At 68.3% G+C, this 25,206-nt stretch carries 26 protein-coding genes; 9 read left to right on the top strand and 17 right to left on the bottom strand.

The annotated features are described in order from the left end of the window. Nucleotides 1-20: 20 nt before the first annotated feature. The 3 genes from ABZX61_RS52020 to ABZX61_RS52010 form a co-directional block, all read right to left on the bottom strand. Entirely contained in the window at nucleotides 21-272 is a 252-nt protein-coding gene (locus ABZX61_RS52020) for a hypothetical protein (RefSeq protein ID WP_355207063.1), read from the bottom strand. A 175-nt stretch (nucleotides 273-447) separates the two neighbouring features. Next, nucleotides 448-699 carry a winged helix-turn-helix domain-containing protein gene (locus tag ABZX61_RS52015; RefSeq protein WP_355207061.1) on the bottom strand — a complete coding sequence of 84 codons (252 nt, stop codon included), beginning with the start codon at nucleotides 697-699 and terminating at the stop codon, nucleotides 448-450. Between the two features lie 189 nt (nucleotides 700-888). Next, nucleotides 889-1,260: a hypothetical protein gene (locus ABZX61_RS52010; RefSeq protein WP_355207058.1), complete on the bottom strand. Its 372-nt coding sequence runs from the start codon at nucleotides 1,258-1,260 to the stop codon at nucleotides 889-891. A gap of 192 nt (nucleotides 1,261-1,452) precedes the next feature. Between ABZX61_RS52010 and ABZX61_RS52005 the strand changes: the two genes are divergently transcribed. Further along, nucleotides 1,453-1,725, top strand: a complete 273-nt coding sequence (locus tag ABZX61_RS52005; protein ID WP_355207055.1) for a hypothetical protein — start codon at nucleotides 1,453-1,455, stop codon at nucleotides 1,723-1,725. A gap of 267 nt (nucleotides 1,726-1,992) precedes the next feature. Here ABZX61_RS52005 and ABZX61_RS52000 read toward each other — a convergent pair whose 3' ends face one another. From ABZX61_RS52000 to ABZX61_RS51985, 4 genes are all read right to left on the bottom strand, one after another. Beyond that, complete coding sequence (locus tag ABZX61_RS52000; RefSeq protein WP_350730292.1) at nucleotides 1,993-2,766, bottom strand: ABC transporter ATP-binding protein; 774 nt, start codon at nucleotides 2,764-2,766, stop codon at nucleotides 1,993-1,995. Nucleotides 2,767-2,863: 97 nt separating this feature from the next. Continuing rightward, nucleotides 2,864-3,670 (bottom strand): ABC transporter permease, encoded by an 807-nt coding sequence (locus tag ABZX61_RS51995; protein WP_355207051.1) that lies wholly within the window; start codon nucleotides 3,668-3,670, stop codon nucleotides 2,864-2,866. Then, nucleotides 3,667-4,482, bottom strand: a complete 816-nt coding sequence (locus ABZX61_RS51990; RefSeq protein ID WP_355207048.1) for an ABC transporter permease — start codon at nucleotides 4,480-4,482, stop codon at nucleotides 3,667-3,669. The genes ABZX61_RS51995 and ABZX61_RS51990 overlap by 4 nt, the downstream gene beginning before the upstream one ends. Beyond that, nucleotides 4,479-5,477 carry an ABC transporter substrate-binding protein gene (locus tag ABZX61_RS51985; RefSeq protein WP_350730298.1) on the bottom strand — a complete coding sequence of 333 codons (999 nt, stop codon included), beginning with the start codon at nucleotides 5,475-5,477 and terminating at the stop codon, nucleotides 4,479-4,481. The genes ABZX61_RS51990 and ABZX61_RS51985 overlap by 4 nt, the downstream gene beginning before the upstream one ends. Before the next feature lie 625 nt (nucleotides 5,478-6,102). Between ABZX61_RS51985 and ABZX61_RS51980 the strand changes: the two genes are divergently transcribed. The 6 genes from ABZX61_RS51980 (at nucleotide 6,103) to ABZX61_RS51955 (ending at nucleotide 12,260) form a co-directional block, all read left to right on the top strand. Further along, nucleotides 6,103-8,838: a nitrate- and nitrite sensing domain-containing protein gene (locus ABZX61_RS51980; RefSeq protein ID WP_355207044.1), complete on the top strand. Its 2,736-nt coding sequence runs from the start codon at nucleotides 6,103-6,105 to the stop codon at nucleotides 8,836-8,838. 67 nt (nucleotides 8,839-8,905) lie between these two features. Beyond that, nucleotides 8,906-9,328 carry a roadblock/LC7 domain-containing protein gene (locus ABZX61_RS51975; RefSeq protein WP_350730302.1) on the top strand — a complete coding sequence of 141 codons (423 nt, stop codon included), beginning with the start codon at nucleotides 8,906-8,908 and terminating at the stop codon, nucleotides 9,326-9,328. 50 nt (nucleotides 9,329-9,378) lie between these two features. Beyond that, nucleotides 9,379-9,747, top strand: a complete 369-nt coding sequence (locus ABZX61_RS51970) for a DUF742 domain-containing protein (RefSeq protein WP_192790731.1) — start codon at nucleotides 9,379-9,381, stop codon at nucleotides 9,745-9,747. After that, a complete protein-coding gene (locus tag ABZX61_RS51965) occupies nucleotides 9,728-10,315 on the top strand; it encodes an ATP/GTP-binding protein (protein ID WP_350730304.1) in 588 nt (195 codons plus the stop codon). Before ABZX61_RS51970 ends, ABZX61_RS51965 begins: the two co-directional genes overlap by 20 nt. Before the next feature lie 121 nt (nucleotides 10,316-10,436). Then, a complete protein-coding gene (locus ABZX61_RS51960; RefSeq protein ID WP_355207039.1) occupies nucleotides 10,437-11,810 on the top strand; it encodes an aldehyde dehydrogenase family protein in 1,374 nt (457 codons plus the stop codon). A gap of 6 nt (nucleotides 11,811-11,816) precedes the next feature. After that, nucleotides 11,817-12,260: a hypothetical protein gene (locus ABZX61_RS51955; protein ID WP_355207036.1), complete on the top strand. Its 444-nt coding sequence runs from the start codon at nucleotides 11,817-11,819 to the stop codon at nucleotides 12,258-12,260. 1 nt (nucleotide 12,261) lies between these two features. Here the strand turns inward: ABZX61_RS51955 and ABZX61_RS51950 are convergent, their stop codons facing one another. The 10 genes from ABZX61_RS51950 to ABZX61_RS51905 all read right to left on the bottom strand — a co-directional run bounded on the left by ABZX61_RS51950 (nucleotide 12,262) and on the right by ABZX61_RS51905 (nucleotide 21,374). Beyond that, a complete protein-coding gene (locus tag ABZX61_RS51950; RefSeq protein WP_350730310.1) occupies nucleotides 12,262-13,044 on the bottom strand; it encodes an ABC transporter permease in 783 nt (260 codons plus the stop codon). After that, nucleotides 13,041-13,820 carry an ABC transporter permease subunit gene (locus ABZX61_RS51945; protein ID WP_355207032.1) on the bottom strand — a complete coding sequence of 260 codons (780 nt, stop codon included), beginning with the start codon at nucleotides 13,818-13,820 and terminating at the stop codon, nucleotides 13,041-13,043. The genes ABZX61_RS51950 and ABZX61_RS51945 overlap by 4 nt, the downstream gene beginning before the upstream one ends. Further along, nucleotides 13,817-14,770, bottom strand: a complete 954-nt coding sequence (locus tag ABZX61_RS51940; RefSeq protein WP_355207029.1) for an ABC transporter substrate-binding protein — start codon at nucleotides 14,768-14,770, stop codon at nucleotides 13,817-13,819. The genes ABZX61_RS51945 and ABZX61_RS51940 overlap by 4 nt, the downstream gene beginning before the upstream one ends. Before the next feature lie 58 nt (nucleotides 14,771-14,828). Beyond that, nucleotides 14,829-15,608, bottom strand: coding sequence for an ABC transporter permease (locus tag ABZX61_RS51935; RefSeq protein ID WP_350730315.1), 780 nt, complete (start codon nucleotides 15,606-15,608; stop codon nucleotides 14,829-14,831). Further along, nucleotides 15,605-16,378, bottom strand: a complete 774-nt coding sequence (locus ABZX61_RS51930) for an ABC transporter permease (RefSeq protein WP_355207025.1) — start codon at nucleotides 16,376-16,378, stop codon at nucleotides 15,605-15,607. The genes ABZX61_RS51935 and ABZX61_RS51930 overlap by 4 nt, the downstream gene beginning before the upstream one ends. Then, the gene (locus ABZX61_RS51925; protein ID WP_350730319.1) at nucleotides 16,375-17,358 is read right to left on the bottom strand and encodes an ABC transporter substrate-binding protein; all 984 of its coding nucleotides are present in this window, start codon (nucleotides 17,356-17,358) and stop codon (nucleotides 16,375-16,377) included. The genes ABZX61_RS51930 and ABZX61_RS51925 overlap by 4 nt, the downstream gene beginning before the upstream one ends. A 92-nt stretch (nucleotides 17,359-17,450) precedes the next feature. Continuing rightward, on the bottom strand, nucleotides 17,451-18,899 hold the full coding sequence (locus ABZX61_RS51920) for a dihydroorotase family protein (RefSeq protein WP_355207021.1): 1,449 nt from the start codon (nucleotides 18,897-18,899) through the stop codon (nucleotides 17,451-17,453). 14 nt (nucleotides 18,900-18,913) lie between these two features. Next, nucleotides 18,914-19,690: an ABC transporter permease subunit gene (locus ABZX61_RS51915; protein WP_350730322.1), complete on the bottom strand. Its 777-nt coding sequence runs from the start codon at nucleotides 19,688-19,690 to the stop codon at nucleotides 18,914-18,916. Further along, a complete protein-coding gene (locus ABZX61_RS51910) occupies nucleotides 19,687-20,496 on the bottom strand; it encodes an ABC transporter permease subunit (protein ID WP_350730324.1) in 810 nt (269 codons plus the stop codon). The genes ABZX61_RS51915 and ABZX61_RS51910 overlap by 4 nt, the downstream gene beginning before the upstream one ends. Continuing rightward, nucleotides 20,493-21,374 carry an ABC transporter substrate-binding protein gene (locus ABZX61_RS51905; RefSeq protein ID WP_355207017.1) on the bottom strand — a complete coding sequence of 294 codons (882 nt, stop codon included), beginning with the start codon at nucleotides 21,372-21,374 and terminating at the stop codon, nucleotides 20,493-20,495. The genes ABZX61_RS51910 and ABZX61_RS51905 overlap by 4 nt, the downstream gene beginning before the upstream one ends. A 656-nt stretch (nucleotides 21,375-22,030) precedes the next feature. On the opposite strand from ABZX61_RS51905, the gene ABZX61_RS51900 reads away from it, so the two are divergent. Beyond that, nucleotides 22,031-24,769 (top strand): nitrate- and nitrite sensing domain-containing protein, encoded by a 2,739-nt coding sequence (locus ABZX61_RS51900; RefSeq protein ID WP_355207014.1) that lies wholly within the window; start codon nucleotides 22,031-22,033, stop codon nucleotides 24,767-24,769. Further along, the gene (locus ABZX61_RS51895; RefSeq protein WP_185071550.1) at nucleotides 24,766-25,188 is read left to right on the top strand and encodes a roadblock/LC7 domain-containing protein; all 423 of its coding nucleotides are present in this window, start codon (nucleotides 24,766-24,768) and stop codon (nucleotides 25,186-25,188) included. Before ABZX61_RS51900 ends, ABZX61_RS51895 begins: the two co-directional genes overlap by 4 nt. Nucleotides 25,189-25,206: the final 18 nt, after the last annotated feature.

The following is a 25,206-nucleotide window of genomic DNA, read 5'->3' as shown; positions in this document are numbered from 1 at the left end:
GGGGTCGATTGAGGAGAAAGTCATTCGTCTCTCGGCCCCATCACGGTCTGGTCGGAGATCGTTTCGTGGAGATGGTCGATGACCCCGCGAAGTCCGCGCCACAACTCCGCACGCTGCTGCGCCAGGTCACCGCCGAATCTATCGGCGACCGGCCCCGTCCACGTCCGCCCGCTCGACATTTGCGACAGCGGCTGGTTCAGTACGTGCCAGTGCTGGTCAGACAATTCCTGCGCACGGCGCAGCGCGTTCATCAACTCGGCACGAGTAGTCATGAAGACCTCCCACCGAAGTGGTACGCAAGCCGTGCCACCGAAGTCTCAAATTCGTTCCGATTCACTTTGCCACGCCGCCATTCCCGACGTCATGCCGCCGAACAAAACGGTATTTCTGTCAGCCGAGCGCGTCGATCTCCGCGACCAGAGCCGGCTCGGCACCCTGCCTTCGACGTCAGGCCTGTTGGGCGTCGTCGCGTTCGGTGACGAACAGTCCGCGACCGGGTGCGGTGATCAGAAGGCCCTCGTTCTTCAGCACGTCGAGTGCCTTCTTCACGGTGTTCCGGGACAGGCCAGATTCCTCTTCCAACTCCGTCTGAGACGGCACCTTGCGTCCAGGCGGAATCTCGCCGGCCTCGATGCGGGCACGAAGTGCGTCCGCCAGTTGGAGGTAGGGCGCACGCAGCCCATGGGGATCGATTCTCACGATGGGAAGGTTAGGCGGCCAGGATTATCCCGAGATAGGTAGGCCCGGCCACGGCCAGCCATGGCCTAGTTCGTTAAGATGCCTACATCCCTCGATCCTTGAAGTCCGGGCCTACGCCGGTGGAAGCGCTGGAGTGGGGTCCTAAAACGGACACTGGAGGTCCAGTCCATGGCAGGTCCAACCACAGATCTACGATTCGAACCCTTGGCGGCTGAGATCCATGCCCTGCTTGAGAAGCATGGATACCGGCTGCCTCCGGGCGGTGATCACATCCGCGAACTCGTCATGGCCCGTGTCGACCTCGCACTCAAGAACCTCGTCGAGATCTTCGAAGGAAGGGTGTGGTGACATGGCGCGCGAGGTTCCGACTTCCACGGCCCGCACGCCGCACCGCCCCAGCCGGGCCACCTGATATTGGCCTGGCACCAACCAGACCGCTGGGCTTTGCGCATCCGTGTCGTCTCGTGGACGTGCGAATGTCGGCCGACGACGTACGAGTTGCGCGCCGCCGCCGGTCAGGTTTTCGTCCGCCGTACCGACCGCGACAAGCGAACCGTCCACGAAACCGTGTGGACATTGACCGCGACCGCCAGGCACACCTTCGAGCAGATCCTGCGTGGTGAGGCCCGATGAGCAGCTCGATCGGCAAAGGTGATCCTGGTGTTTGCACGCAGGCGACCAGTCGATCCAGCTCGATTGACGTCGGTGCCAATCGGCCCTGTTCTGGAACGAAGCCGAGAGGAAGGAGTGACGATGAGTGCCATGTATGGCATGTCGCTTCCTGCTCGCCCGGATGATAGGCATCCCCTGCGGACCATTCGGGAGATCCGCGAGTCCCTGCCCGACGACCAGTTGGTCCACTTCGACGCCGAGCTCGCCGAGACCGACATCTCCGAGCTGGAGTCCACGCTCACTCGTTGGGCCACGCTCGCCAACGACGGTTTCATGGACTATCTTCTCTCGACTCCCTTCGAGGGTGTGGAGTTCGGCGCCCGCTCCTACGATGAGCGGCAAGGCGGCGAGTGATCTATCTGCTCTGCACCAATGTCGTCGCCGAGCTCACCACGAGGCCGAAGCCTGATCCCAACGCATCGCCTGGGCTCGATCGATCTTGCGGCCGGATCTCTACTTGAGCGTTCTCACTGTTGCCGAGATCGAAGCGGGTGTCGCAGCCGACAAGCATTGCTGATCCAGACGGCAGGGTGGGTATCAGTCGGCCCACCGCCTCTGTTCGGGGCGGGTGTCAGCAGGGCCACCACACAGATGGGCAACGTGTAGGTGAGCCCGGCCCACCTACACGGTGGCGTGGCTGCCGCGGACCAGGCGGCCGACCTCGGCGCGTAGGTGGACGAAGTCCGGGTGTTCGCGGGTCGTGATCTGGTCGCGCGGCCCGGGCAGTTCGACCTTGAGGTCGCCGACCACGTGGGCCGGGGCCTTGGAAAGGACCACCACGCGGTCGCCCACGTAGACGCTCTCGTCGATGTCGTGCGTGATGAGCACGATCGTCATCTGGTGGTGGCCGCGTACCTTGAGGACGAGGTCTTCCAGGTCCTCGCGGGTCTGCGCGTCGACCGAGCCGAAGGGCTCGTCCATGAGCATCAGCGCCGGACGGTAGGCCAGCGCCCGCGCGATCGCCACCCGCTGCTGCATGCCCCCCGACAGCTGGAACGGGTATTTGCGCTCCGCGCCTGCCAGGCCGACCGACTCCAGGGCCTCCTGGGCGGCCTCGCGGCGCTGGCGCTTGTCCATGTTCTTGCGGCGCAGCGGCAGCGCCACGTTGTCGGCCACCGACATCCACGGGAACAGGGAGCGGCTGTAGTCCTGGAAGACCACGGCGAGGTTGTCCGGCGTCTGGCGTACGAGGTTGCCCTCGATCTTGATCTGGCCGCCCGTCGGCGTGAGCAGCCCGGCGATCGAACGCAGCAGGGTCGACTTGCCCGCCCCGGAAGGGCCGACGATGCACAGCAGCTCACCCGCGGCGACGCTCAGGTTGAGGCCCTCGATGGCGTGGTGCGCGTTGGGGGTACCGCCGCCGTAGACGTGGGAGAGGTTGTCTATCTCGAGCAATGGAGTTCCTCAGGGGCGAGACCATGGACAACTCGGAGCCGGAAATACTCTATCCGAGCCGGAATCGGCATACTTGTAAACGCGTGTGATCTTACTCTTACGTGCTGGAAAGTTGCTGGGCGGCGTGGTGCCAGGCCAGCACCCGTCGTTCGACGATCAGGAAGAGCTTGTTGAGGGCGTAGCCCAGCACTCCGAGCAGCACGATCCCGCCCCACATGGCGGGCAGGTCGAAGGTCTGGTACGCGGCCGTGAGCTGGAACCCGATGCCGTTCACGGTGCCCGGCAGCAGTTCGGAGAAGACCATGACGATCAAGGAGAGCGACAGCGCGAGCCGCAGCCCCGCGAACATCTTGGGCAGCGCCGACGGCAGGATCACCCGGAACAGCCGCTCGGCCCTGGACAGCCGGAACGCCTGGGCAGTCTGGAGGTGCAGCGGTTCGACCGAGCGGGCGCCGTCGGCGGTGTTGAGCAGTACCGGCCAGACGATGCTGAAGACGATGAACGTCAGCTGCATCCGCAGCCCGAACCCGAACACCACCACGAAGACCGTGACCAGCGCGGGCGGCGGGATGGCCCGCAGGAACTGCAGCACCCCGTCGAGATAGTCGTACAACCGCGCGGACAGCCCCAGCGCGAGCCCGAGCACGACCCCGGCCAGCGCGCCCCCCGCGAACCCGGCGGCCATCCGGCCCAGGCTCGGCAGGATGTTCCCGATGGCGTCCTCGGTCAGGAACAGCGTGCCCGGCGGGCCCGAGAACCACATCGCGTGCATCCTGACCACGATCGCGCTGGGCGGCGGGAAGAACGTGCTGCCCGCCAGCCGGGTGGCCACCTCCCAGGCGAGGATCAGCCCGACCAGCACCAGCGACCGGAACGCCGCCCCGCGCATGCCCCTGGTCCTCATGCCGTCTCTCCCAGGCGCGCGTGGTGCCAGCGGAACGCCCGCCGTTCGGCGGCCACCAGGAGCGCGTTCACCAGCACCCCGAACAGCCCGACCCAGAACACCGCGGCCAGGATGTCGGTCATCCGCGCGGGTACGGCGATGCCGGCGAAGAAGATGAACACGCCGATGCCCTCGCCCCGCCCGGCCACGATCTCGGTGCTGACGATCAGGATGAGCGCCACTCCGGCGGCCAGCCGGAACCCGGTGGTGATGAAGGGCGCCGACGACGGCAGCGACACGCGCAGTAGCACCGCCAGGGGTCCGAAGCCGTACGACCGCAGCGACTCCTTGGCGAGCGGGTCGACGCCGCGCAGGCCGTACATCGTGTTGTAGAGGATCGGCCACAACGAGGCGTAGATCGCGAGCGTGACGCGTACCTGCAGACCCGTGCCGATCAGGAGGGACACCAGGGGGATCAACGCCACCGACGGGATCGGCCGCAGGAACTCCACGACCGAGCGCGTGGCGGCGTCGACGATCGGCACGCTGCCGAGCAGCAGCCCGAGCGGCACCGCGATCACCGCCGCGAGGCCGAGGCCGATCGCCCAGGCGAGCAGGCTCGTCAGGGCGTGGGCGCGGAAGGCGGGGTCGGCCATCAGCGTCGCAGCCCGCCCGAGTATCGCCGTCGCGGGCGGCAGGGTCTCCGGATCCACCAGCCCGGTCCGGCTGAGCAGTTCGATCAGGGCGGCGAAGGCGAGGGCTCCGCCCGCCCGGCGTGACCAGCGTGTCGCGGCGGACGCCGGGCGGGCGGGTGCCAGGGTCTGAGTGCTCACCCGGACGTGGTGGGCGACATCAGCGACTTGACGTCGATCGCCTTCGTGAGCCACTTGGCCTCCAGCATCCAGTCGGCCACCCGCTGGAGGCGGACCGGGTTGTCGTTGCTGGAGAAGTACGGGAACGTGACGGTGGCCGCGGTGGCCGCGTCGATCTGGGTGAAGTTCGGCAGCACCTTGGCCACCACTTCGCGGTTGTTCTCCATGAGCTTGGCCGCGTTGTGGATGGCCCGCTGGAACGCGGCCGCCGTCTTCGGGTTCTTGTCGTACCAGTCCTGCGTGCTGACGTACCCGGAGATCGGGAACTCGGCGGCCGGACCCGACGCCGGGTCGAGGATCTTGCGGGCGCCCATCGCGGACGTGGCCGCCGTGACCATGGGCTCGCCCAGGTACGCGGCGTCGATCTGCCCGCCCTTCCACGAGGGCATGATGTTCTGGAACGTCACCTGGACGTACTTGATCTTGGACGGGTCGACGTTGTTGGCCTTGAGCACCTGCGTCAGCGCCAGCTCCTGGAAGTTGTGCAGGACGTTCACGTTGATCGTCTTGCCTTCGAGGTCCTTGGCGGTCTTGATGGGGGAGTTCGGCAGGGCCATGATGCTCAGCGAGTCGGGGGCCGCGCGAGAGCCCTCGGCCAGGATGCGCAGCTTCAGCGCCTGCTTGTCGTGCGCCTGGAACATCGACACGTAGTTGCCGAACATCGCGTCGATCTCGCCCTTGACCAGCATGGGGATGGCCTCCGGCGCGGCCTGGACCACTTGCGGGGTGACCTCCAGCCCTTCCTTCTCGAAGAGCTTCTGGTCGATGGCGACGTAGATGGCGGCACTGTCGATGGCGGGCAGGGTGGCGACCTTGATCTTCGTCTTCTCCAGGCCGCCGGCGGATGCGGACGGTGCCGCGCTGGGTGTCGTGGAGCCGCCCGTGCTGCACGCAACGGCGCCGAGTGTCAAAGCTAACCCGATGATGGCGGCCCTGGCGGGACGGCCAAGCCTCATGTCAGGGACTCCCTTCAGATGGAGCCAGGCGGGGGGACCGGGTGGCTTCTGCTCCCGGGGGCTGTGTGCCTGACGCACAACAGGGATAGACCGTAACACCAAATCCGTAGTCATTATCGCGAAAACGACGCCTGTGGTTGCAATGTCGGGTTCTCGTTCTATCGTGAAAATTTGATGACCGGTAAGAGATCGGTGTTTGTCCGGTTTGTGAAAGGAGGGGATTGACGGGACGACTGTTACTGATGAGGCCAGTCAGTCGAATATTCCACGAGTCCCGAGGAGGCTCGCTGGGCACCCTTCCGTTGCCTGTTTCACCAGTTAGAGGGCAGCCTTACCGATTCTGCCGAAATATTTGGACAATCGGGGATAAACGCCTCAATGGGGCACTAGTAGTGGTTGGCTCGCGCCAACTGCTGTGCTCAAATGACGCCTATCTAGACGTAGATATTGCCCCACGTGCATTTACCTGCATGGTCACCGAGAATTCCCCTCCAGGGGCGAGAGGTTGCGAAGGCAAGTGAGAACGCAGAGCGCTGAAGCTTCCGCCGACCGCGAGCCGCACGGGCATCAGAAGCGACGGCTGCCCAACCCTCCTTCACGCAGGTTCGGGCTGGGCAACTGGCACGTGCGATCGCGCCTTGTCGCGCTGATCGTCGTCCCCACGGCCGTGGCCGTGGCTCTGGGCGGACTGAACGTGTTCACCTCGCTCAGGGACGCCAACACCTATCAGACCCTCAGAGAGGTGGCCGAGCTCAGCGAGCAGCTCGGCGCCGTCACCCATGAACTGTCCTTCGAACGCGACCAGACCGCTCTCTACATCGCCCAGGGCCGCCCGGGCAATCGAGAGGCCCAGCTCCGTACGACCTACAGCGGTGTGAACAACCTCATCGACGAGGCCAAACGGCGGGCGCGGGCGCTCACGGACACCCACGCCGACGCCGTACGACCCGTGCTCCGGCGACTGGAGGAGATCCCGACGCTGCGGGAGACGGCCGTCAAGGGGAAGATCCAGCCCCTCCCGATGATCCAGAAGTACTCGCAGATCATCGCGGCCCTGCTCCAGTTCCACGACCAGGTCGGCCAGGTGGCGGTGGACGACGAGGTCTCGCACAGCGCCAGCGCGATGGCCGCCATCGCCCGGGGCAAGGAGCAGGCCTCCAAACAGCGCGGCGTCCTGGCCAGCGCGCTGGACAAGAAGGGCTTCGACAGCGGCGAACTCGACGCGCTCACCGACGCCAAGTCGCGTGAGGAGAGCGAGGAGACGCTGTTCGCGACCCTGGCCACCCTCGACCAGCTCGAGCTCTACCGCAACACGGTCGTGGGCAGGGACGTCGACCAGACCGACCTGTTCAGGCTGCGGGCCATGGCGCAGTCCGCCGAGGGCAAGGAGCTGAGCATCGGTGTACGGCCGGACAAGGACGTCTCCACCTGGTTCGAGGTCAGCACCGGCAAGATCGACGCGCTGCGCAGCGTGGAGAAGGACCTGTCCTCCTCCGTCATCCTGCGCGCCCGCGCCCTGGAGGAAGCCGCCAACCGCTCGGCCCTGATCTCCGGCGGCCTCATCCTGCTCCTGATGATCGTGGTCACCGCGATCATCTCGCTCATCGCCCGTTCGCTCATCAGGCCGTTGCGCAAGCTGCGCGGCGAGGCCCTCGACATCGCCGGCCACCGCCTGCCGGAGACCGTGCAACAGCTGCGCGAGAGCGGCGAGGGCGCGGCCGGGCCCGTCATCCCCATCGGCGTGGACACGCACGACGAGATCGGCGAGGTCGCGCGGGCGTTCGACGAGGTGCACCGTGAGGCGGTCCGGCTGGCGGGTGAGGAGGCCCGCCTGCGGAGCAACGTCAACGCGATGTTCGTGAACCTGTCGCGGCGCAGCCAGACGCTGGTGGAGCGGCAGATCACCCTGATCGACGGGCTGGAGCAGGGCGAGCAGGACGAACTGCGGCTCGGCAACCTGTTCAAGCTGGACCACCTGGCCACCCGCATGCGGCGCAACAGCGAGAACCTGCTGGTCCTCGCGGGCCAGGACCCGCCGCGCCGCTGGAGCCAGCCGGTCAAGCTGGTGGACGTGGCCCGTGCCTCCCTCTCGGAGGTGGAGAACTACGAGCGGGTGGTGCTCCAGGTTCCGGACGGCGTCTCGGTGGCCGGCCAGGCCGTCAACGACGTCATCCACCTGCTGGCCGAGCTCGTCGAGAACGCCCTGTCGTTCTCGCCGCGCGAGACCAGGGTGACCGTTTCCGGCAGCCGGATCGACGGCGGCGGCGTGATGTTGTCGATCACCGACGCCGGCATCGGCATGACCCAGGAGGAGCTGGTCCAGGCCAACGACCGCCTCACGGACGCGCCGAGCGTGGACGTGTCGGTGTCGCGCCGCATGGGCCTGTTCGTGGTCGCGCGTCTGGCGCACCGGCATGGCATCCGGGTGCAGCTGCGCCCGCACGCCTCGGGCGGCCTGACCGCGATGGTGCTCATCCCGGAGAACATGCTCGGCTCCCAGGCCCCCAACTTCTCCGGCATGCCGTCCTTCTCGGGCAACCAGCCTCCGGCCCTCGCGGGCTCGGCCGCCGGCGGCCCGGGCGAGCAGCCGTACTCGGGGCCGCACCCCGCCCCTCCGGCCACGGACTGGCCGCAGCCGCCGCCGCCCACGTACCAGATGGGCCCCGGCCAGATGGGGCCCGGCCACCCGTCATTCCCGTCGCACCCGGAGATGAGCGGCAACTGGCCGCCGACGCAGCAGTGGCAGCCGGACGCGAACGCGTGGCCGTCGGAGCCGCGCATCGGCAGCGGCTACGACAGCTCCGACGTGTGGACCCCACCCCGCAGCCCGTCCTGGAACGGCGACCGCGCACTGCCCAGACGACCTGTCCCCGAGCCCCCGCCGGGCGGCTGGGGCCGCGACACCATGCCGCCGCAGCGGCCGGGGTTCGACTTCCCCGAGACCGAGTCGGCCAACCCGGGCTCCATCCCGGCCGCACCGCCCGCCTCGGCGGGAGACGACTACTTACCCATCTTCGCCGCGGTGGAGTCGGCCTGGTTCGGCCGCGACAGCGGGGCGAGCTGGGGTTCGAGCAAGGCGGACGAAGGATGGAGCGCGGCGGAGGCAGTGGTGGAACCGGTACGTGACGGCCAGACGGCGGCGGGGCTGCCGAAGCGGGTGCCCAAGGCCAACCTGGTGCCCGGCTCGGCCGAAACCTCGACCCCGAAGGGCGTGACACCGATGCCGTCGGTGTCGCCGGACCGTATACGCAACCGGCTCTCGAGCTTCCAGCAGGGCTTCCGGGCGGCGCGTGACGACATCACCGAGGGCAGGGCGTTCCCCTCTGGCCCCAGGAACAACGACAGGGAGGAGGGAGCATGAGTGAGCGAAGCGAGCGATCGATTAGACACAGCCGATTGTCGCTCATGCGACCGACGGAGGAGGGCGCATGAGCGATCTGAGCCATGCGGCACGTGGTGTCGACTGGCTGATCACTGACTTCGTCAGCACGGTCCCGGGCGTCGCGCACGCGGTGGTCGTCTCGTCCGACGGGCTGCCACTGGCGGCCTCGTCGGGCTTTCCGGCTGACCGGGCTGACCAGCTGGCCGCCATCGCGTCGGGTCTGGTGAGCCTGACGCAGGGTGCGGCCAGGGTGTTCGAGGGCGGTGCGGTCAATCAGACGATCGTGGAGATGCAGCGTGGGCTGATGCTGATCATGTCGGTCAGTGACGGTTCGTGCCTGGCGGTGCTGGCGGCTCCGGACTGTGACATGGGTCTGGTGGCGTATCAGATGACGCTTATGGTTGATCGCGCCGGCCAGGTGCTGACCCCGGCTGTGCGCGCAGAGTTGCGTGCCAGCCAGACCAGGTGATGTACGTGTCAGACCCGAGATGGAACAGCGGCGGTTGGGCGCCCCCGCCTGTGCCCCAGTCCCAGCCGCAGCTGAATCCCGACCCCGCGTCGCCCGTCCGTCCTTACGCCGTGACCGGTGGACGGACGGCGCCGCGGGTAAAACTGGCGATGGAGGCCCTGGTGTCCTCGGCGACCGCCGAGCACCGGGAGTTCTCGCACATCACGCCGGAGTACCAGGCGATCAGTCAACTGTGCCGGCAGGTGCGGTCCGTGGCAGAGGTGTCGGCCCTGCTGCGGATCCCCCTCGGCGTGGTGCGCGTGCTGATCGCTGACATGGCTGCCGAAGGTCTCGTCCGTGTGCATCAGCCACAGCTGGACGAGGGCAGGCCGGACGTCAATCTGCTCGAAAGGGTGCTCAGTGGACTTCGCAGGCTCTAGCCCCGGTCTCACCTCGACGAAGATCGTGGTGGCTGGAGGTTTCGGGGTGGGGAAGACGACCTTCGTCGGCGCGGTGTCGGAGATCATGCCGTTGACCACGGAGGCCGTCATGACCGACGCCTCCGTGGGGATCGACGATCTGGGCATGACGCCGCTGAAGTCGACCACCACCGTCGCCATGGACTTCGGCCGGGTCTCCCTGGACCGTGACCTGATCCTCTACCTGTTCGGAACGCCCGGACAGCACCGGTTCTGGTTCATGTGGGACGACCTGGTACGCGGCGCCATCGGCGCGGTCGTGCTCGTGGACACGCGTCGGCTTTCCGACAGTTTTCCGGCGATCGACTACTTCGAGGAGGCCCAGCTGCCGTTCGTGGTGGGCGTCAACGGCTGGGACGGTGAGTATCCGCACAGCGACGCCGAGGTGCGCGACGCCCTGACGCTGGCGCCGCACATCCCGTTGGTGCGGCTCGACGCCAGGTCCAAGGACTCGGTCAAGGTCGCGCTGATCAACCTGGTCGAACACGCGCTCTCGGTCCGCATGGCCGTACCGGGCTGGGGTGGTTAGCTCCGCTTTCGCGCCGCTTTCGCCCGCGTGGGCGCGTTGACAGCCGCGGCACTCTCCTGATCACAATGGCTCCCGCCGAGCATCGCAGGAGCATCATGTCCCGTGGCCGCACCACATGAACGTGAGGAACCCGATCACCGGGCAGGCCGACAGGCCGCTCGCCCCTGTGCCGCCCGACCGGCTCGCCGCCCTGGCGGCCGGTCTGCGCGAAAGGCAGCGGAGCTGGCTGGAGGCCGACCGCGGCGAGGTCCTCTCCCGGTTCGCCGCCGCGCTGGCCGCCGACGAGGAGCTGCTCGCCGCGCTGGTGGCCGACACCGGCAGGGTGGGGGAGTCGGTCCTGGAGCGGCAGATCGTCGCCGGTCTCATCGATCGGTGGGTACGCCAGGCGCCCGCCCTCCTCGCACCCCCGGCCGAGACCCCCGCCTCCCTGCCCGGCGTCTTCGTGGGCGGCGACGTGGTTCCGTACGAGCTGGTCGGGGTGATCAGCCCGTGGAACTTCCCGCTGCTGCTGGGCCTCATCGACGCCGTGCCCGCGCTGGCCGCGGGATGCGCGGTGCTGGTCAAGCCGAGCGAGGTGACCCCCAGGTTCATCGAGCCGCTGATGCGGCTGGTCCCGGACGGGCTGCCGCTGGAGATCGTCGAGGGCGACGGCGATACCGGCGCGGCCCTGGTGGACCTGGTGGACGCCGTGGTCTTCACCGGGAGCGTGGAGACAGGACAGGTGGTCGCCGAGGCGGCCGCCCGCGCGTTCGTGCCCGTGTTCCTGGAGCTGGGCGGCAAGGACCCCGCGATCGTGCTGGCCGGGGCCGACCTGGAGCGGGCCGCGTCGGCCGTCCTGTGGGGCGGCACCGCCAACGCCGGGCAGTCGTGCCAGTCGATCGAGCGCGTCTACGTCGCCCGTGAGGTCCACGACGAGTTCCTGGCGCTGCTGGTGGAGCGGGCCGCCAAGGTGGGCCTGACCTGCGAGGGCGGCCCGATCGGGCCGATCATCGGCCCGGGCCAGGAGGACGTCATCGCCGCGCATCTGGCCGACGCCGTCTTCAAGGGCGCGACCGTGCACACGGGAGGCCGGATCGAGCGGCACGGCGGCGGCCACTGGTGCCGCCCGACCGTGCTGTCCGGCGTCGACCACAGCATGCTGGTGATGACGGAGGAGACGTTCGGCCCGGTGCTGCCGGTCATGGCCGTGGCCGGGCCCGACGAGGCGGTCGCGATGGCCAACGACTCGGTCTACGGGCTGTCGGCGGCGGTCTTCGCCGCCACGGAGGAGCAGGCCATGGCGGTGGCGGCGCGGCTGAGGGCCGGCGCGATCAGCGTCAACGACGCCTCGCTGACCGCGCTCGTGCACGAGGGCGAGAAGCGCTCCTTCCGCCTGTCGGGGCTCGGCGGCTCGCGGATGGGCGCCGCCTCCATCCGCCGGTTCGTACGCCGCAGGGCCTTCCTGGTCAACCGTTCCGACGCCGCCGATCCCTGGTGGCACACGACGAAGGAGTAGCCGCGGATGGGACTTCGCGCGGACATGCCGCTGCTGGCCCGCCACGAGGGCGAGTGGGAGGGCGAGTACCTGCACCTCGACCGAGAGGGAAACCCGATCGACCGGCACCGCGTCCAGATGACCTGCGCGATCCTGGACGACACCGTCTACCACCAGACCAACCACTACATCTGGGACGACGGGCGTACCGAGGTGCACGAGTTCCCGGGCACGTACCTGGGCGGCGGGCGCTGCGGGTTCGACACCGAGCGGATCAAGGGTGAGTTCTGGGAGCTGGACGGCAGCACCATCTACCTCAGCTGGCAGTACAAGGCCGAGGACGAGGACCTGCGCCTCTACGAGATGATCGTGCTCAGCGAGGACGGCAAGTCCCGCAACCGCGTCTGGCAGTGGATCAAGGACGGCGTGTGCGTGAAGCGCACCCTGATCAACGAGCGCCGCGTGGGCTGACTCAGCCTCTCGCCCCTCGGTGCCACGACAGCACCACGCGCTCGAACCCCAGGAACCCGGCGTTGAGCAGGATGCCCAGCAGCCCGAGCAGCACGATCCCCGCCCACATGGCCGGGATGTCGAACTGGCTCTGCGCCTCCAGCATCCGGTGCCCGATGCCCTCGGTGCTGCCGACCAGCTCCGAGATGATCATCATGATCAGGGCCAGCGACACGCTCAGCCGCAGCCCGGCGAAGATCTTGGGGGAGGCGCCGGGCAGGATGATCCGGGTGAGCCGCTGCCAGGGGCCGAGCCGGTAGACGACCCCGGTCTCGATGTACTGCCGGTCCACGTTGCGGGCGCCGTCCATGGAGTTGATCAGTACGGGCCAGACGACGCCGTACACGATCGCGGCCAGCTGCATCGGGGTGCCGATCTTGAACAGCGCCAGGAAGACCGGCACCAGCGTGCTGGGCGGCACCGAGCGGCCGAAGTGCAGCAGCGGCTCCACCAGGGCCGACAACCAGCGCGAACGGCCGAGCGCGACCCCGATCGCCATCCCGGCCGCGCAGGCCACCGCCCAGCCCGCGAACAGCCTGGCCAGGCTGGGCAGCAGGTCGGCGACGGCCTCGTCGGTCAGGAACGCCCGCGTCCACGGCCCCGAGAACCACAGCTCGTGCAGCTTGGCCACGATCCGTGACGGCGGCGGGAAGTACGCCGCCTGCGCGGACCGCGTGGCCAGCTCCCAGCAGAGCACGGCCACGGGCAGCAGCCAGTACCACATGAGCCTGCGCAGAGAATTCACGAGGCGTCCCCCGTCCGTTCCCGGTGCCAGCGGAACACGCGCCGTTCGGCGGCCGTGAACAGCAGGTTGGCGGCCAGCCCGATCAGCCCCGCCCACAGCGGCGCCGCCAGCATGCGGTCGAGCCGGTTCGCGCTGCCGGCCAGCGACAGGAACGCGCCGATCCCGCCCCCGCCCGGCGCCAGCAGCTCCGCGCTGACGGCCACGATCAGGGTGACCGACACCGCGATCCGCACGCCGGTCGCGATGAAGGGCGCCGCGCTCGGCAGGCTCACCCGCAGCGCGACGGCGACCGGCCCGAAGCCGAAGCTCCGCAGCGTGTCCTTGGCCAGCGGGTCGACGTCGGTCAGGCCGTACAGCGTGTTGATCAGCACCGGCCACGTGCAGGTGTAGACGACCAGCGCCGTCTTGGCGTCCTGGCTCTCGGTCCACAGGAACATCGCGATAGGGATCAGCGATACCGACGGGATCGGCCGCAGGAACTCCACCAGCGGCCGCACCGACCGCTCCACGAACGGGACCGTGCCGAGCAGCAGCCCCGCGGGCACGGCGACCGCGACCGCGATCACCAGCCCGCTCGCGCACGCGCCCAGCGTGGCCAGCACGTCGGCCCTGAACTGCGGCTCCAGCGGCAGCTCCGCCGCCGTGGCCAGCACGGACGACACGTACGGCCATCCGGCCGGGACCAGCCCGAGCCGCCCGGCCAGCTCGGCGAGGGCGATGAACACGGCAAGTCCGAGGGCCCCGAGCGCCGCCCGCCCGATCCGGTGTTCGATCATCCGCTCACAGGCGCGAACAGCTGCGCCACGTCCACCTTGGACTTGAGGTAGCCATAGCCGTGCAGCAGGTCGGCCAGCTTCTGGACACCGGCCTTGTCGGCCTCCATCGAGAACTTGCCGAGCGTCATCGCCGCCGCCGCGTCCGCCGGGATCTGCGTGTACGTCGGCACCACCTCGTCGATCGCCTTCCTGTCGGAGCCCGCGATCTGCTGGGCCTTGGCCAGGGCGCGGTGGAAGGCGGCGGCCGTCTTCGGGTTCCTGGCCAGCCAGTCCTCCGTGACGCCCCACCCGTCGATCGGCACGCCGGCCGTCACGCCGTCGGTGGTGTCGATGATCTGCGTGGCGCCGCTCTTCTTCGCCGCCGTCAGGAACGGCTCGACCAGCCAGGCCGCGTCCACCTTGCCCGAGCCCAGCGCGGAGATCTGGTCGGCGAACGGCACCTGGACGTACTTGACGTCCTCGGGCTTGAGCCCGGCCTCCTGCAGGTGGGCGTTGGTCAGCGTCTGGCCGAGCGCCTTGAGCACGTTGACCGCGATGGTTTTGCCCTTGAGATCGGCCGGCGTCTTGACGGGGGAGCCCTTGGCGACGACGACGCCGGCGATGTTGGGGGCGGCCTCCTGGCTGTGCTGGAAGAGCTTGAGCTTGGCGGCGCCCGAGTCGTTGATGGCCATCAGCGACACGTAACTCGTGAGGAACGCGTCCATGCTGCCGTTGAGGATCTTCGGCATGACCGCCTGCGGCGCCTGGATGATCTCCGTCTTGACGGTCAGGCCCTCCTCCTTGAAGAAGCCGCGCTTCTCCGCGATGAACAGCGGCGCCGACGACGGGACCGGCACCACGCCGACCAGCAGCTGGGTCTTCTCCAGCCCACCTGCGGCCGAGGTGCTGCTCGTGCCCGTCTGGCTCCCTCCTCCGCCGCCGCACGCGCTGAGCGTCAGCGCGATCGTCATACCCGCGACTACGAACCTGGCCAGCTTCATCGCCAATGCCTTTCTCGGTCCTGAGAGTTCACGAATTACCGGTGGCCTGCCTGTGCCAGACGAGCACCCGGCGCTCGGCGAGCACGAACAGGGAATTAACGACGTAGCCGAGGACGCCCAGCAGGGCGATCGCCGCCCACACCCCGGCGCCGTCGAAGCTGCGCATGGCCGTCAGCAACTGGTAGCCGATGCCGTCCGTGCCGCCGACGAGCTCGGAGATCACCATGAGGATCAGCGCCAGCGACAGGCTCAGCCGCAGCCCGGCGAAGATCTTGGGAGCGGCGGCGGGGAGGACGACCAGGCCCAGGCGCTGCGGCCTCGACAGGTTGAAGACCGTGGCCGTGTCGGTGTAGGTGCGATCGACGGACCTGACACCGTCGATCGTGTTGAGCAGCACCGGCCAGATCACTCCGAACACGATAGTGGCCAGCTGAGTGGTCAGGCCCGCCTTGAACAACACCAGGAACAGCGGCAGCAGCAGCGGAGGCGGGATGGCCCGGCCGAACTCGATCAGCGGGTCCACGTAGTCGGTCGCCGAGCGCGAACGCCCGAGCAGCATGCCCGCCGCGATCCCGATCAGCGCGGCCAGCAGCCAGCCGCCGAACATGCGGCCGAGGCTGGGCAGGATGTTCGCGATCGCGTCGTTCGTCAGGAAGCCACGAGCGGGCGGGCCGGAGAACCACAGCTCGTGCATGCGCGCCAGGATCGTCGTGGGCGGCGGGAAATCGGTGTCCCCGATCGCGCGCCCGGCGATCTCCCAGACGGCCAGCACCACGGGGACCACCCAGAGCCGGGCCGGCGCCTTCACGAAACCGCCCCGGTCCGCGCGTGGTGCCAGCGGAACAGGCGGCGCTCGGCGGCGAGCAGCGCCATGTTCGCGATCACGCCGAAGAGACCGGCCCAGAACGTCGCGGCCATCATGAGGTCGGTCCGGTTGCCGTTGCCGGCCACCGTCACGTAGACGCCGATCCCGTTCACGCCGCCGGCCACGAGTTCGGCGCTGACGGCCAGGACGAGCGCGATCCCGGCGGCGATCCTGACGCCGGTCGCCACGAACGGGGCCGCGCTGGGCAGGCTCACCCTGGCGAGCACGGCCAGCGGGCCGAACCCGAAACTGCGCAGGGACTCCTTGGCCAGCGGGTCCACGTCGCGCATGCCGTACAGGGTGTTGATGAGGATCGGCCAGACGGACGCGTACACGATGACGGAGACCTTCATCAGCTCGTCCACCGGGACCAGCAGGATCGCGAGCGGGATGATGGCCACGGAGGGGATCGGGCGCATGAACTCCAGCACGGGCCTGATCGCCCGCTCCACCGGCGTCAGCGCGCCGAGCAGCACGCCCGCGGGCACGGCCACCGCGACGGCGGTCAGCAGGCCGAGCACCCAGTTCGCGAGGGTGGCGCCCACCCCGGCCAGGAACGTGGCGTCGGCCGGGAGGCGCACGGCTTCGTACAGGACGGTCGAAGGCGGTGGAAAGAGGAGGTTCTCGCCCAGGCCGAAGCGGATGAACAGCTCTCCGGCCAGGAGGAACCCCGCGGCGCCGACGGCGCCGCGGAGCAGGCGGGCACCCGTCATCCGCCCGGGCTCGCCGCGATGAGCGACTTCACGTCGATCGGGCCGTTGATGTACTTGTACTCGAGCATGAGGTCGGCCACCTTCTGCAGCCGGGCCGCCTCCAGGGTGCTCGGGTAGGTGCCCAGGGTGATCGCCGCGGCGGTCTTGGCGTCGATCTTCGTGTACGTCGGCAGCGTCGCCTCGATCTCCTTGCGGTCACCGGAGGCGAGCTGCTGCGCCTTGGAGATCGCCCGCTGGAAGGCGGCCAGCGTCTTGGGGTTCTGCCGCACCCATTCGTCGGTGGCCATCCAGCCCGCGATGGGCAGGTCGGCGGTCTGGCCCGTCATGGTGTCGGCGATCGTGCGGAAGCCGAGCGCGTTCTTGTTGGCCGTGATGAACGGCTCGGTGATCCAGCCCGCGTCGCCCTGCCCCGCGGTGATCGCGTTGCCCATCTCGGGGAACGGCTTCTCGGCGAACTTGACGTCCGTCTCGCTGAGCCCGGCCGCCTTGAGCTGGGTCGTGACCGCCAGCGTGGCGATGTTCCTGAGGTTGTTGACCAGGACCGTCTTGCCCTTCAGGTCCGCGACCTGCTGGATCGGCGAGTCCTTGGGAACCATGATCTCGAAGGTGTTGGGGGCCGCCCGGTACATGTCGGCCACCAGCTTGATCTTCTTGCCCTGGCCGGCGGCCAGGATCGAGGACACGTAGTTGGTCTGCGTGATGTCCAGGGCGCCGCTCTCGATCTGCGGCAGCGCGGCGGCGCCGCCGGTGATCGTGACCGGCTCCACCGTCAGGCCCTCTTCCTTGAAGAAGCCCTTGGCCTGGGCGATGTAGAGCGCGACCGGGTCGGGAATCGGCAGCGCCCCGACCTTGATGGTGGCCTTCTCCAGGCCGTTGGGTCCCGTCGAGGCCGGGGACGCGCCGCCCCCGCTGCAGCCGGTGAGTGCGAGGACGGCGACGGAGCCGAGCGCGAGTACGTGACAGCGCAGAGTGCGTGCCATGGGGGGTCTCCTACTGGGATTTGGGAGAGCGAGACACGTTACTTTGCGTGAGCGTACCCGAGGAATGATCGTCTTTGCAGGCGCACGCGCTTTCAGGCGGGCCGGGACACGTAGCGGCCCACCGGCCGGCCCACGATCTTGCCTGCGTCGAGCACGTGGTTGCCGCGTACGAACGTGTCGGTGACCTTGGCGGTCAGCTCGAACCCCTCGAACGGCGTGTACTCCTGCGTCGACTCCGAGTCCTGCGCGCGAACCGTCCAGGTCTGCCCGGGGTCGACCAGGCAGATGTCGGCGTCGAAACCGGGGGCGATGGTCCCCTTGGTGCGCAGGCCGTACCGCTTGGCGGGGTTCCACGAGGTCAGCGCGGCGATCCTGCCGTACGGCAGGCCCCTGCGGCGGCCTTCGGTGACCAGGCCGGGCAGCAGGTACTCGGCGCCGCCGAACCCGGCCTTGGCCACGAAGACGTTGTCGTTCGGCTCGCCGAACTTGAGCTCCTCGCGGCAGCAGGCGTGGTCGCTGACCACCCAGTCCACGGTGCCTTCAAGCACGTGGCCCCACAGCGCCTCGACGTCCTCGCGGGGCCTGATCGGCGGGTTGACCTTGGCCCCGATGCCGCTGGCCGTGTCGATGTCGGCGAGCAGGTGACCGATCGTGACCTCGCGGCGGAAGTCGATGTGGGGGAACGTCGCCGCCATGCGGACAGCGGCGTCCAGGGCCTTGGCGGAGGACAGGTGCAGCAGGTTGATGTTGGCCAGGCCCGTCTCGTGGGCGAGGTAGGAGGCGATGAAGACGGCCAGCCCCTCGGAGTGCGGCGGGCGCGAGGCGCTGTAGGCGGCCAGGCCGCTCAGGTCCCCGGCCTCCTCCACGAGCTTGGTGTACGCGGTCATGATCTCGGCCGTCTCGCAGTGCAGCGACAACGAGATCTCGCCCGCCAGCTCGGGCAGCCGCTCCCGGGCCGCCTGCACGCCGCGCATCACGAACTCGAAGTGCGCGTAGTCGTAGCGCTCGCCCTCCGGCAGCATGAGGAACGCCCGCTGGTCGTCGGAGCGCCCGTGCAGCCCGTGCCCGCCGTAGAACATGAAGATCTTGAACGACGGCACCCCGAACCGCTCGACCAGGTCGGGCAGCTCGCCGATGTGCCCGCTCGACATGGGCGCCAGGTGGAAGCCGTAGTCGACGTAGGCCCGGCCCTCGGCCTGCCTGAGCACCTCCGGGAAGAACTCGGCGTAGGAGCCGCCCCTGTTGAGGTAGTACTGGCCGGTCCGCATGTAGGTGAGCGCCGTCGTCACGCCGCCCTGGGCGCTGGCCCGGCTCTCCGACTCGGTGTCCTCGGGCAGCGGGTTGTAGATGCCCCAGTGCTGGTGGGCGTCGACGACTCCAGGGAAGGCCAGCTTGCCGCCGCCGTCGATCACCTCGCCGGCGGCGGTCTGGCCCGGCTCCACCCGTACGATGCGGCCGTCCGCGATGGCGATGTCCGCCTCCACGGGGTCGTCGTGTTCGTGGGTGACAACCTTCACGTTCTTCAACAACAGGTCGGTCACAGCAGTGGTCTTTCCTATGCGAGGCGGTAGGCGTGGCGGTGCCAGGACAGCACGCGCCGCTCCACCGTGAGGAACAGTGAGTTGAATGCGAAGCCCAGCACGCCGAGCAGCACCACGTTGGCCCAGATGGCGGGCATGTCGGCGGCGCTGACGGCCATGTTGAGGAGATAGCCGAATCCCTCGGTGCTGGCCTTGAGCTCGGAGATGACCATGAGGATCAGCGCCAGGGAGACGCTCAGGCGCAGGCCCGCGAAGATCTTCGGTGCCGCGGCGGGCAGGATGATCCGGAAGAACCGCAGGTGGGCGGGCACGCCGAAGACCGCCGCGGTCTCGACCTTCAGCATGTCGAGGTTGCGGGCGCCGTCGATGGAGTTGAGCAGGATCGGCCAGACGATGCCGAACACGATGGTCGCGACCTGCACCTGCGGGCCGATCTGGAAGAGCACGAGGAAGATCGGCAGCATCACGGGAGGCGGTACGGCCCGGCCGAACTCGATCAGCGGTTCGACGATGTCGGCCAGCCAGGGGGTCCTGCCGATCGCCACGCCGAGACCCACGCCCACGACCACGGCGATGGCCCAGGAACCGACCACCCTGATCAGGCTGGGCAGGAAGTTGTGGACCGCCTCTTCGGTGAAGATGTAAGGCCCGGAGAGCCACATCTCGTACATCCGAGACAGGATCAGGCTCGGTCCGGGGAGAAACGGAGTGGCGAGCGCCCCCGCGAGCAGTTCCCAGCCGAAGAACATGACCGGGACCAGCCACAGGCGCTTGACCAGGGTGAGAATCATGTGTTCCGCCACCTGAACAGCCGGCGCTCGGCGCGCGCGAGCAGGATGTTGACGACGAGCCCGATCACGCCGGCCCAGATCAGGACCGCGACGACATCGATCAGCGCGTCCATGCCGATGCCGGTGCTCGCCTCGATGAGGAAGCCTCCGACGCCGACCGAACCGCCCACGATGTACTCCACGCTGATGGCCAGGATGAGCGTGATGGAGGCGGCCAGCCGGACGCCCGTCGCGATGAACGGCGCCGCGCTCGGCAGGGCGACCCGCCAGATCACCGCGCCGGGGCCGAACCCGAACGAGCGCAGCGTCTCCTTGCCCAGCGGGTCCACGTCACGCACGCCGTACAGGGTGTTGATCAGGATCGGCCAGGAGGCGGCGAACACGATGAGCGCCACCTTGGCGTTGATCTCCGGCTGGAAGAAGAACAGCGCCAGCGGGATCAGCGCCACCGAGGGGATGGGCCGCAGGAACTCCACGAACACCCGGGTCATCTCCTCGACCACCGGGACCGTTCCCAGCAGCAGCCCGATCGGGACGGCGATCAGGACGGCCAGCGGCAACCCGATGACCGCGGCCGTGAGCGTGCCCCCGATGTCCCCGAGGAACTCCGGGTCCACGGCCAGGGAGAACGTCCTGGCCAGGGTTTCCGCGGCCGGAGGCATCCACTTGAACAGGCCCGTCATGCCGAGAAGCTGCCAGGCAAGCAGAAAACCCGCCACGCCGATGGCGTGGCGGGTGTATTTGGCCAGCTTGGCGCGGGCGAGCGGGTGCTGCCCGCGCCGCGCCGGGTTGATCGTGGTCATCATCCCTGAGGTGCTGCGTAGATCATCGAGTTGACGTCCATCTTCTGCTTGAGCAGGCCGGAGTCGAACATCAGGTCGGCCACCCGCTGGATGCGCTGGGAGTTCAGCGAGGTCGGGTAGGCGCCGAGGTTGATCGTGGCGGCGGTCTCAGCCGGGATCTTGGTGAAGGTCGGCAGGACCTTGGTGACCGCGCTCCGGTCGGTGGCGGCGATCTGCTGCGCCTTGGCCATGGCCCGCTGGAAGGCGGCCAGGGTCTTGGGGTTGTTCTGCGTCCACTTCTCCGTGGCCGCCCAGCCGGTGATGGGCAGACCGTCGGTCGGGCCGGACATGGTGTCCAGCAGCATGGTGGCGCCGATCTCCTTCTTCGCCTGGCTGACGTACGGGTCCGTCATCCACACGGCGTCGACGCTGCCCTTGTCCAGCGAGGAGATCCACTCCGTCGTCGGGATCACGACGTAGGTGATGTCCTTGCCGGGGGTGGGGTCGAGGCCGGCGATCTTGAAGTGAGGGCTCATCGTGAGCGTGCCCAGACCACCGACGATGTTGACGCCGATCTTCTTGCCCTTCAGGTCGGCGACCTGCTTGATCGGGGAGTCCTTCTTGACCATGATGCCGAAGGCCCCGGGCGCGCCCTGGTAGGAGTCCGCGATGTACTTGAACTTCTCAGTGCCGGCCTGCTGGATGGTCAGGATGGTGGCGTAGCTGCCCAGCACCACGTCCATCTGGCCGTTGGCGAGCTTGGGGAGCACCGCCTGGGGAGCCTGGATGGGCTCCTGCTTGACGTTGAGGCCCTCTTCCTTGAAGAAGCCGCGCTCCATGGCGATGAACAGTGGCGCAGAGTCCGCACCCGGATACTGTCCGACCAACAGGTCGGTTTTCATGCCGCCGCCGGCGGAACTCGCGCTTTCTGGTTTGTCGCCGGAACTTGAACAGCCGGTGATGACGAGGGTGCTCACAAGCCCAATCAGGGCACTACGCCCTAATGCACCGAACCGCATTACGCGTCTCCTTATGAACCCATGGGGGTGGGGGTGTTGGTAACTGAGGGTGTCAGCGACGGTCGAACCCTAGCGCAGGCCGTAGTTCCCGATGCACCGGGAACTCCTAAAATTAACAAGATATATCACCATATGTGGCGATATATCCCTTTTGTCCGATTAATATCTCGGGCCTGGCTTGACTTCTAGGGCCTGTGGCAGGTGTTGTGATTTGCGTAAAATGTGCAGCTGTGTGTCGACCGTGATCTTTGCGCTATTGGCCGATCTCGTGTTGATGTGCTCCAATAAGCTCTCGCCCCAAGGGTGCGTCGGCGTCACACCGCAAACACCTGCATAACGTGATCTTCGTGCACCAACCGTCCGAGGAGAGGTTGCGGAGGCAAGTGAAGAGTGTTGTCCCCTCTGTGGGCGGGGATCCGGGCTTAATAGAGGAAGCCCCCCGACATGCGTCCGGTGGACCGCAGCCGGTCGCCCCTGGCGTTGCGGGCGAAGCCGGGAAGGCCCGGACGGGATCACGTTTCTCCCTGCGCAACTGGCGTGTGCGCTCCAAGCTGCTGGTCCTGGTCGTCATCCCGACCCTCGCCGCGCTCGTGCTCGGTGGCCTCCGTGTCACCACCTCGATCGCGAGCGCCAGCGACTACGCGCAGGTCAACGAGGTCGCCGTGCTGGCGAGCCGGTTGACCGCGCTCGCGCACGAGGTCGAGGTGGAGCGCGACTACACCGCGCGCTTCGTCGCCCTCGGGCGCAAGGCCGGCCGGACCGAAGTGACCGATCAGTACGAGCCGGTCAACAAGCTCGTCGCCGAGGTCAAGGGCAGCGTCGACGCCCTGGCGACCTCCGACAGCCCTCAGGCGCCCGAGGCCCTGCGCATCAAGAACCGTCTCAACGAGCTCGACACCGCGCGTAAGAACGCGATGGACTCCCAGCTCGACGTGAACTCCGTCATCGAGCTCTACGACCGGTTCATCACAGACCTCCTCTCCCTGAACGACACCATCGACCAAGGTGCGGTCGACAAGGAGCTCTCGGCGAGCGTCTCCGGCTTCGCCGCCCTCTCCCGGGCCAAGCAGTACGTCTCCACGCAGCGCGCGCTGCTCGTGGCGGCCCTGGCCACCCGGGAATTCGGTCGGGTGGAGCTTGACTCCTTCATCGCCGCGCGCGCCCAGAAAAACAGCGAGCTGGCCACTTTCCGGGCGCAGGTCCCCCTTGAGCTGCGCCAGGCGTACGACGACACCGTCAGCGGCAAGGCCAACGACCGCGCGGAGATCCTGGCCGCCCGAGCCCTGTTCCTGCAGAGCCTGGGGCAACCACGGAACGTGTCGGACCCGAAGCTCGGGCTCACCCGTGACGGCAAGGACTGGTTCGCCGCCATCAGCGAGACCGTCGACGGGATGCGCAAGGTCGAGCAGCGCGTGGCCGACTCGATCGTGCTCCGCAGCCGCACCCTGGAAGGGTCCGAGCAGCAGAGCGCCGTCATCGTCGCAGTCGGCATCCTGATCCTGCTCATCCTCGTGCTGCTGGTCACCGTCTTCATGGCGCGCTCGCTGAGCGGCCCCCTGCGCAGGCTGCGCAGGGAGGCACTGTTCATCGCCGGTCGCCGCCTGCCCGACACCGTGCGCCAGCTCCGTGAGTCCGAGTCGGTCGAGAGCGTCGACGTCCAGCCCATCGGCGTCGCCTCTCAGGACGAGATCGGTGAAGTCGCGCGGGCGTTCGACGAGATCCACCGCGAAGCGGTCCGGCTGGCGGGTGAGGAGGCCCGCCTGCGAAGCAACGTCAACGCGATGTTCGTGAACCTGTCCCGCCGAAGCCAGACGCTGGTGGAGCGGCAGATCACCCTGATCGACGGGCTGGAGCAGGGCGAGCAGGACGAGCAGCGGCTCGGCAACCTGTTCAGGCTGGACCACCTGGCCACCCGTATGCGGCGTAACAGCGAGAACCTGCTGGTCCTCGCCGGCCAGGAACCGCCCCGCCGCTGGAGCAAGCCCGTCAAGCTGGTCGACGTCGCCCGCGCCTCGCTGTCCGAGGTCGAGAACTACGAGCGGGTCGTCCTCCAGGTGCCCGACGGCGTCGCCGTGGCCGGCCAGGCCGTCAACGACGTCATCCACCTGCTGGCCGAGTTGATCGAGAACGCCCTGTCGTTCTCGCCGCGCGAGACCAGGGTGACCGTCTCCGGCAGCCGGATCGACGGCGGCGGCGTCATGCTGTCGATCAGCGACTCCGGCATCGGCATGACTCCGGACGAGCTCACCATCGCCAACGACCGCCTCATGGACGCCCCCACCGTGGACGTGTCCGTGTCGCGTCGCATGGGCCTGTTCGTGGTCGCGCGTCTGGCCCACCGCCACGGCATCCGGGTGCAGCTGCGCCCCCACGGCACCGGCGGTCTGACCGCCATGGTCCTGATGCCGGAAGCGCTGCTCGGCTCGCAGGCTCCCGCCTACGCGACCCCCGGCGGCACCGGCATGGGGACGCTGGACTCGTTCGACGAGAGCTTCGGCGCCCGTTCACCCATGCCTCCCATGCCTCCGATGCAGCAGCCCCCCATGCCGCCCGTGCCGCCGCCGCCCACCCCCCAGTGGGGTCCGGGAGGCTACCAGCCCGGGCCGGGGCACCCGTCGTTCCCCTCACAGCCGTCCTTCTCGGCCCAGCCGAGCGTGGACGTGGGCTGGCCGTCCGACCCGCGCAGCAGCAGCGGCGGTTACGACACCTCTGACGTCTGGGTGCCGGCGCGTAACTCCAACAGCCGGCCGGGCGAGTGGGGCCAGGACAACGGCAACTCCCTGCCGAGGCGGCCTTTCGGCGGCGACCAGATGGACATGGGGCAGCCGAGGTACGACTTCCCCGAAACGGAGTCGGCGGCGACCGGTCCCATCCCGGCCGTGAAGCCCGCCTCTTCGGGCGACGAATACCTGCCGATCTTCGCCTCGGTCGAGTCGGCCTGGTTCGAGCACGGCAACGAGGGCGCCGCCACCTGGGGTTCCGCCAAGGCCGACGCGGGCTGGAGCGCCGCGGAGGCGGTCGTCGAGCCGGTACGCGACGGTGCGACCGCGGCGGGGCTGCCCAAGCGGGTGCCCAAGGCCAACCTGGTGCCCGGCTCGGCCGACACCGTCTCGGCGCCCAAGGGCGTCGCTCCCATGCCGGCGGTCTCGCCGGACCGGGTGCGCAGCCGCCTTTCGAGCTTCCAGCAGGGGTTCAGGGCGGCACGTGACGACATCAGCGAGGGCAGGACGTACCCCTCCGGTCCGAGAAGTGTTGAAAGCAGGGATGAGCGCGCATGAATGACTTGAGCCAGTCGGCACGTGGGGTGGACTGGTTAATCACCGATTTCGTCAGCACCGTTCCTGGCGTCGCGCACGCGGTGGTCGTCTCCTCAGACGGGCTGCCGCTCGCGGCCTCCGCGGGATTCCCGGCTGACCGGGCTGACCAGCTGGCCGCCATCGCATCGGGTCTGGTGAGCCTGACGCAGGGCGCGGCCAGGGTGTTCGAGGGCGGGCCGGTCAACCAGACGATCGTGGAGATGCAGCGTGGGCTGATGCTGATCATGTCGATCAGTGACGGCTCGTGCCTGGCGGTGCTGGCGGCTCCGGACTGTGACATGGGTCTGGTGGCGTATCAGATGACGCTTATGGTTGATCGCGCCGGCCAGGTGCTTACCCCGGCTGTGCGCGCAGAGTTGCGCGCCAGCCAGACCAGGTGATGTAGGTGACAGACCCCA

The sequence above is a fragment of the Nonomuraea sp. NPDC003709 genome, from assembly GCF_040610775.1.
In the GTDB taxonomy this organism is placed as follows: Bacteria; Actinomycetota; Actinomycetes; order Streptosporangiales; family Streptosporangiaceae; genus Nonomuraea; species Nonomuraea angiospora_A.
This window is presented reverse-complemented; position numbering and strand designations above follow the sequence as displayed.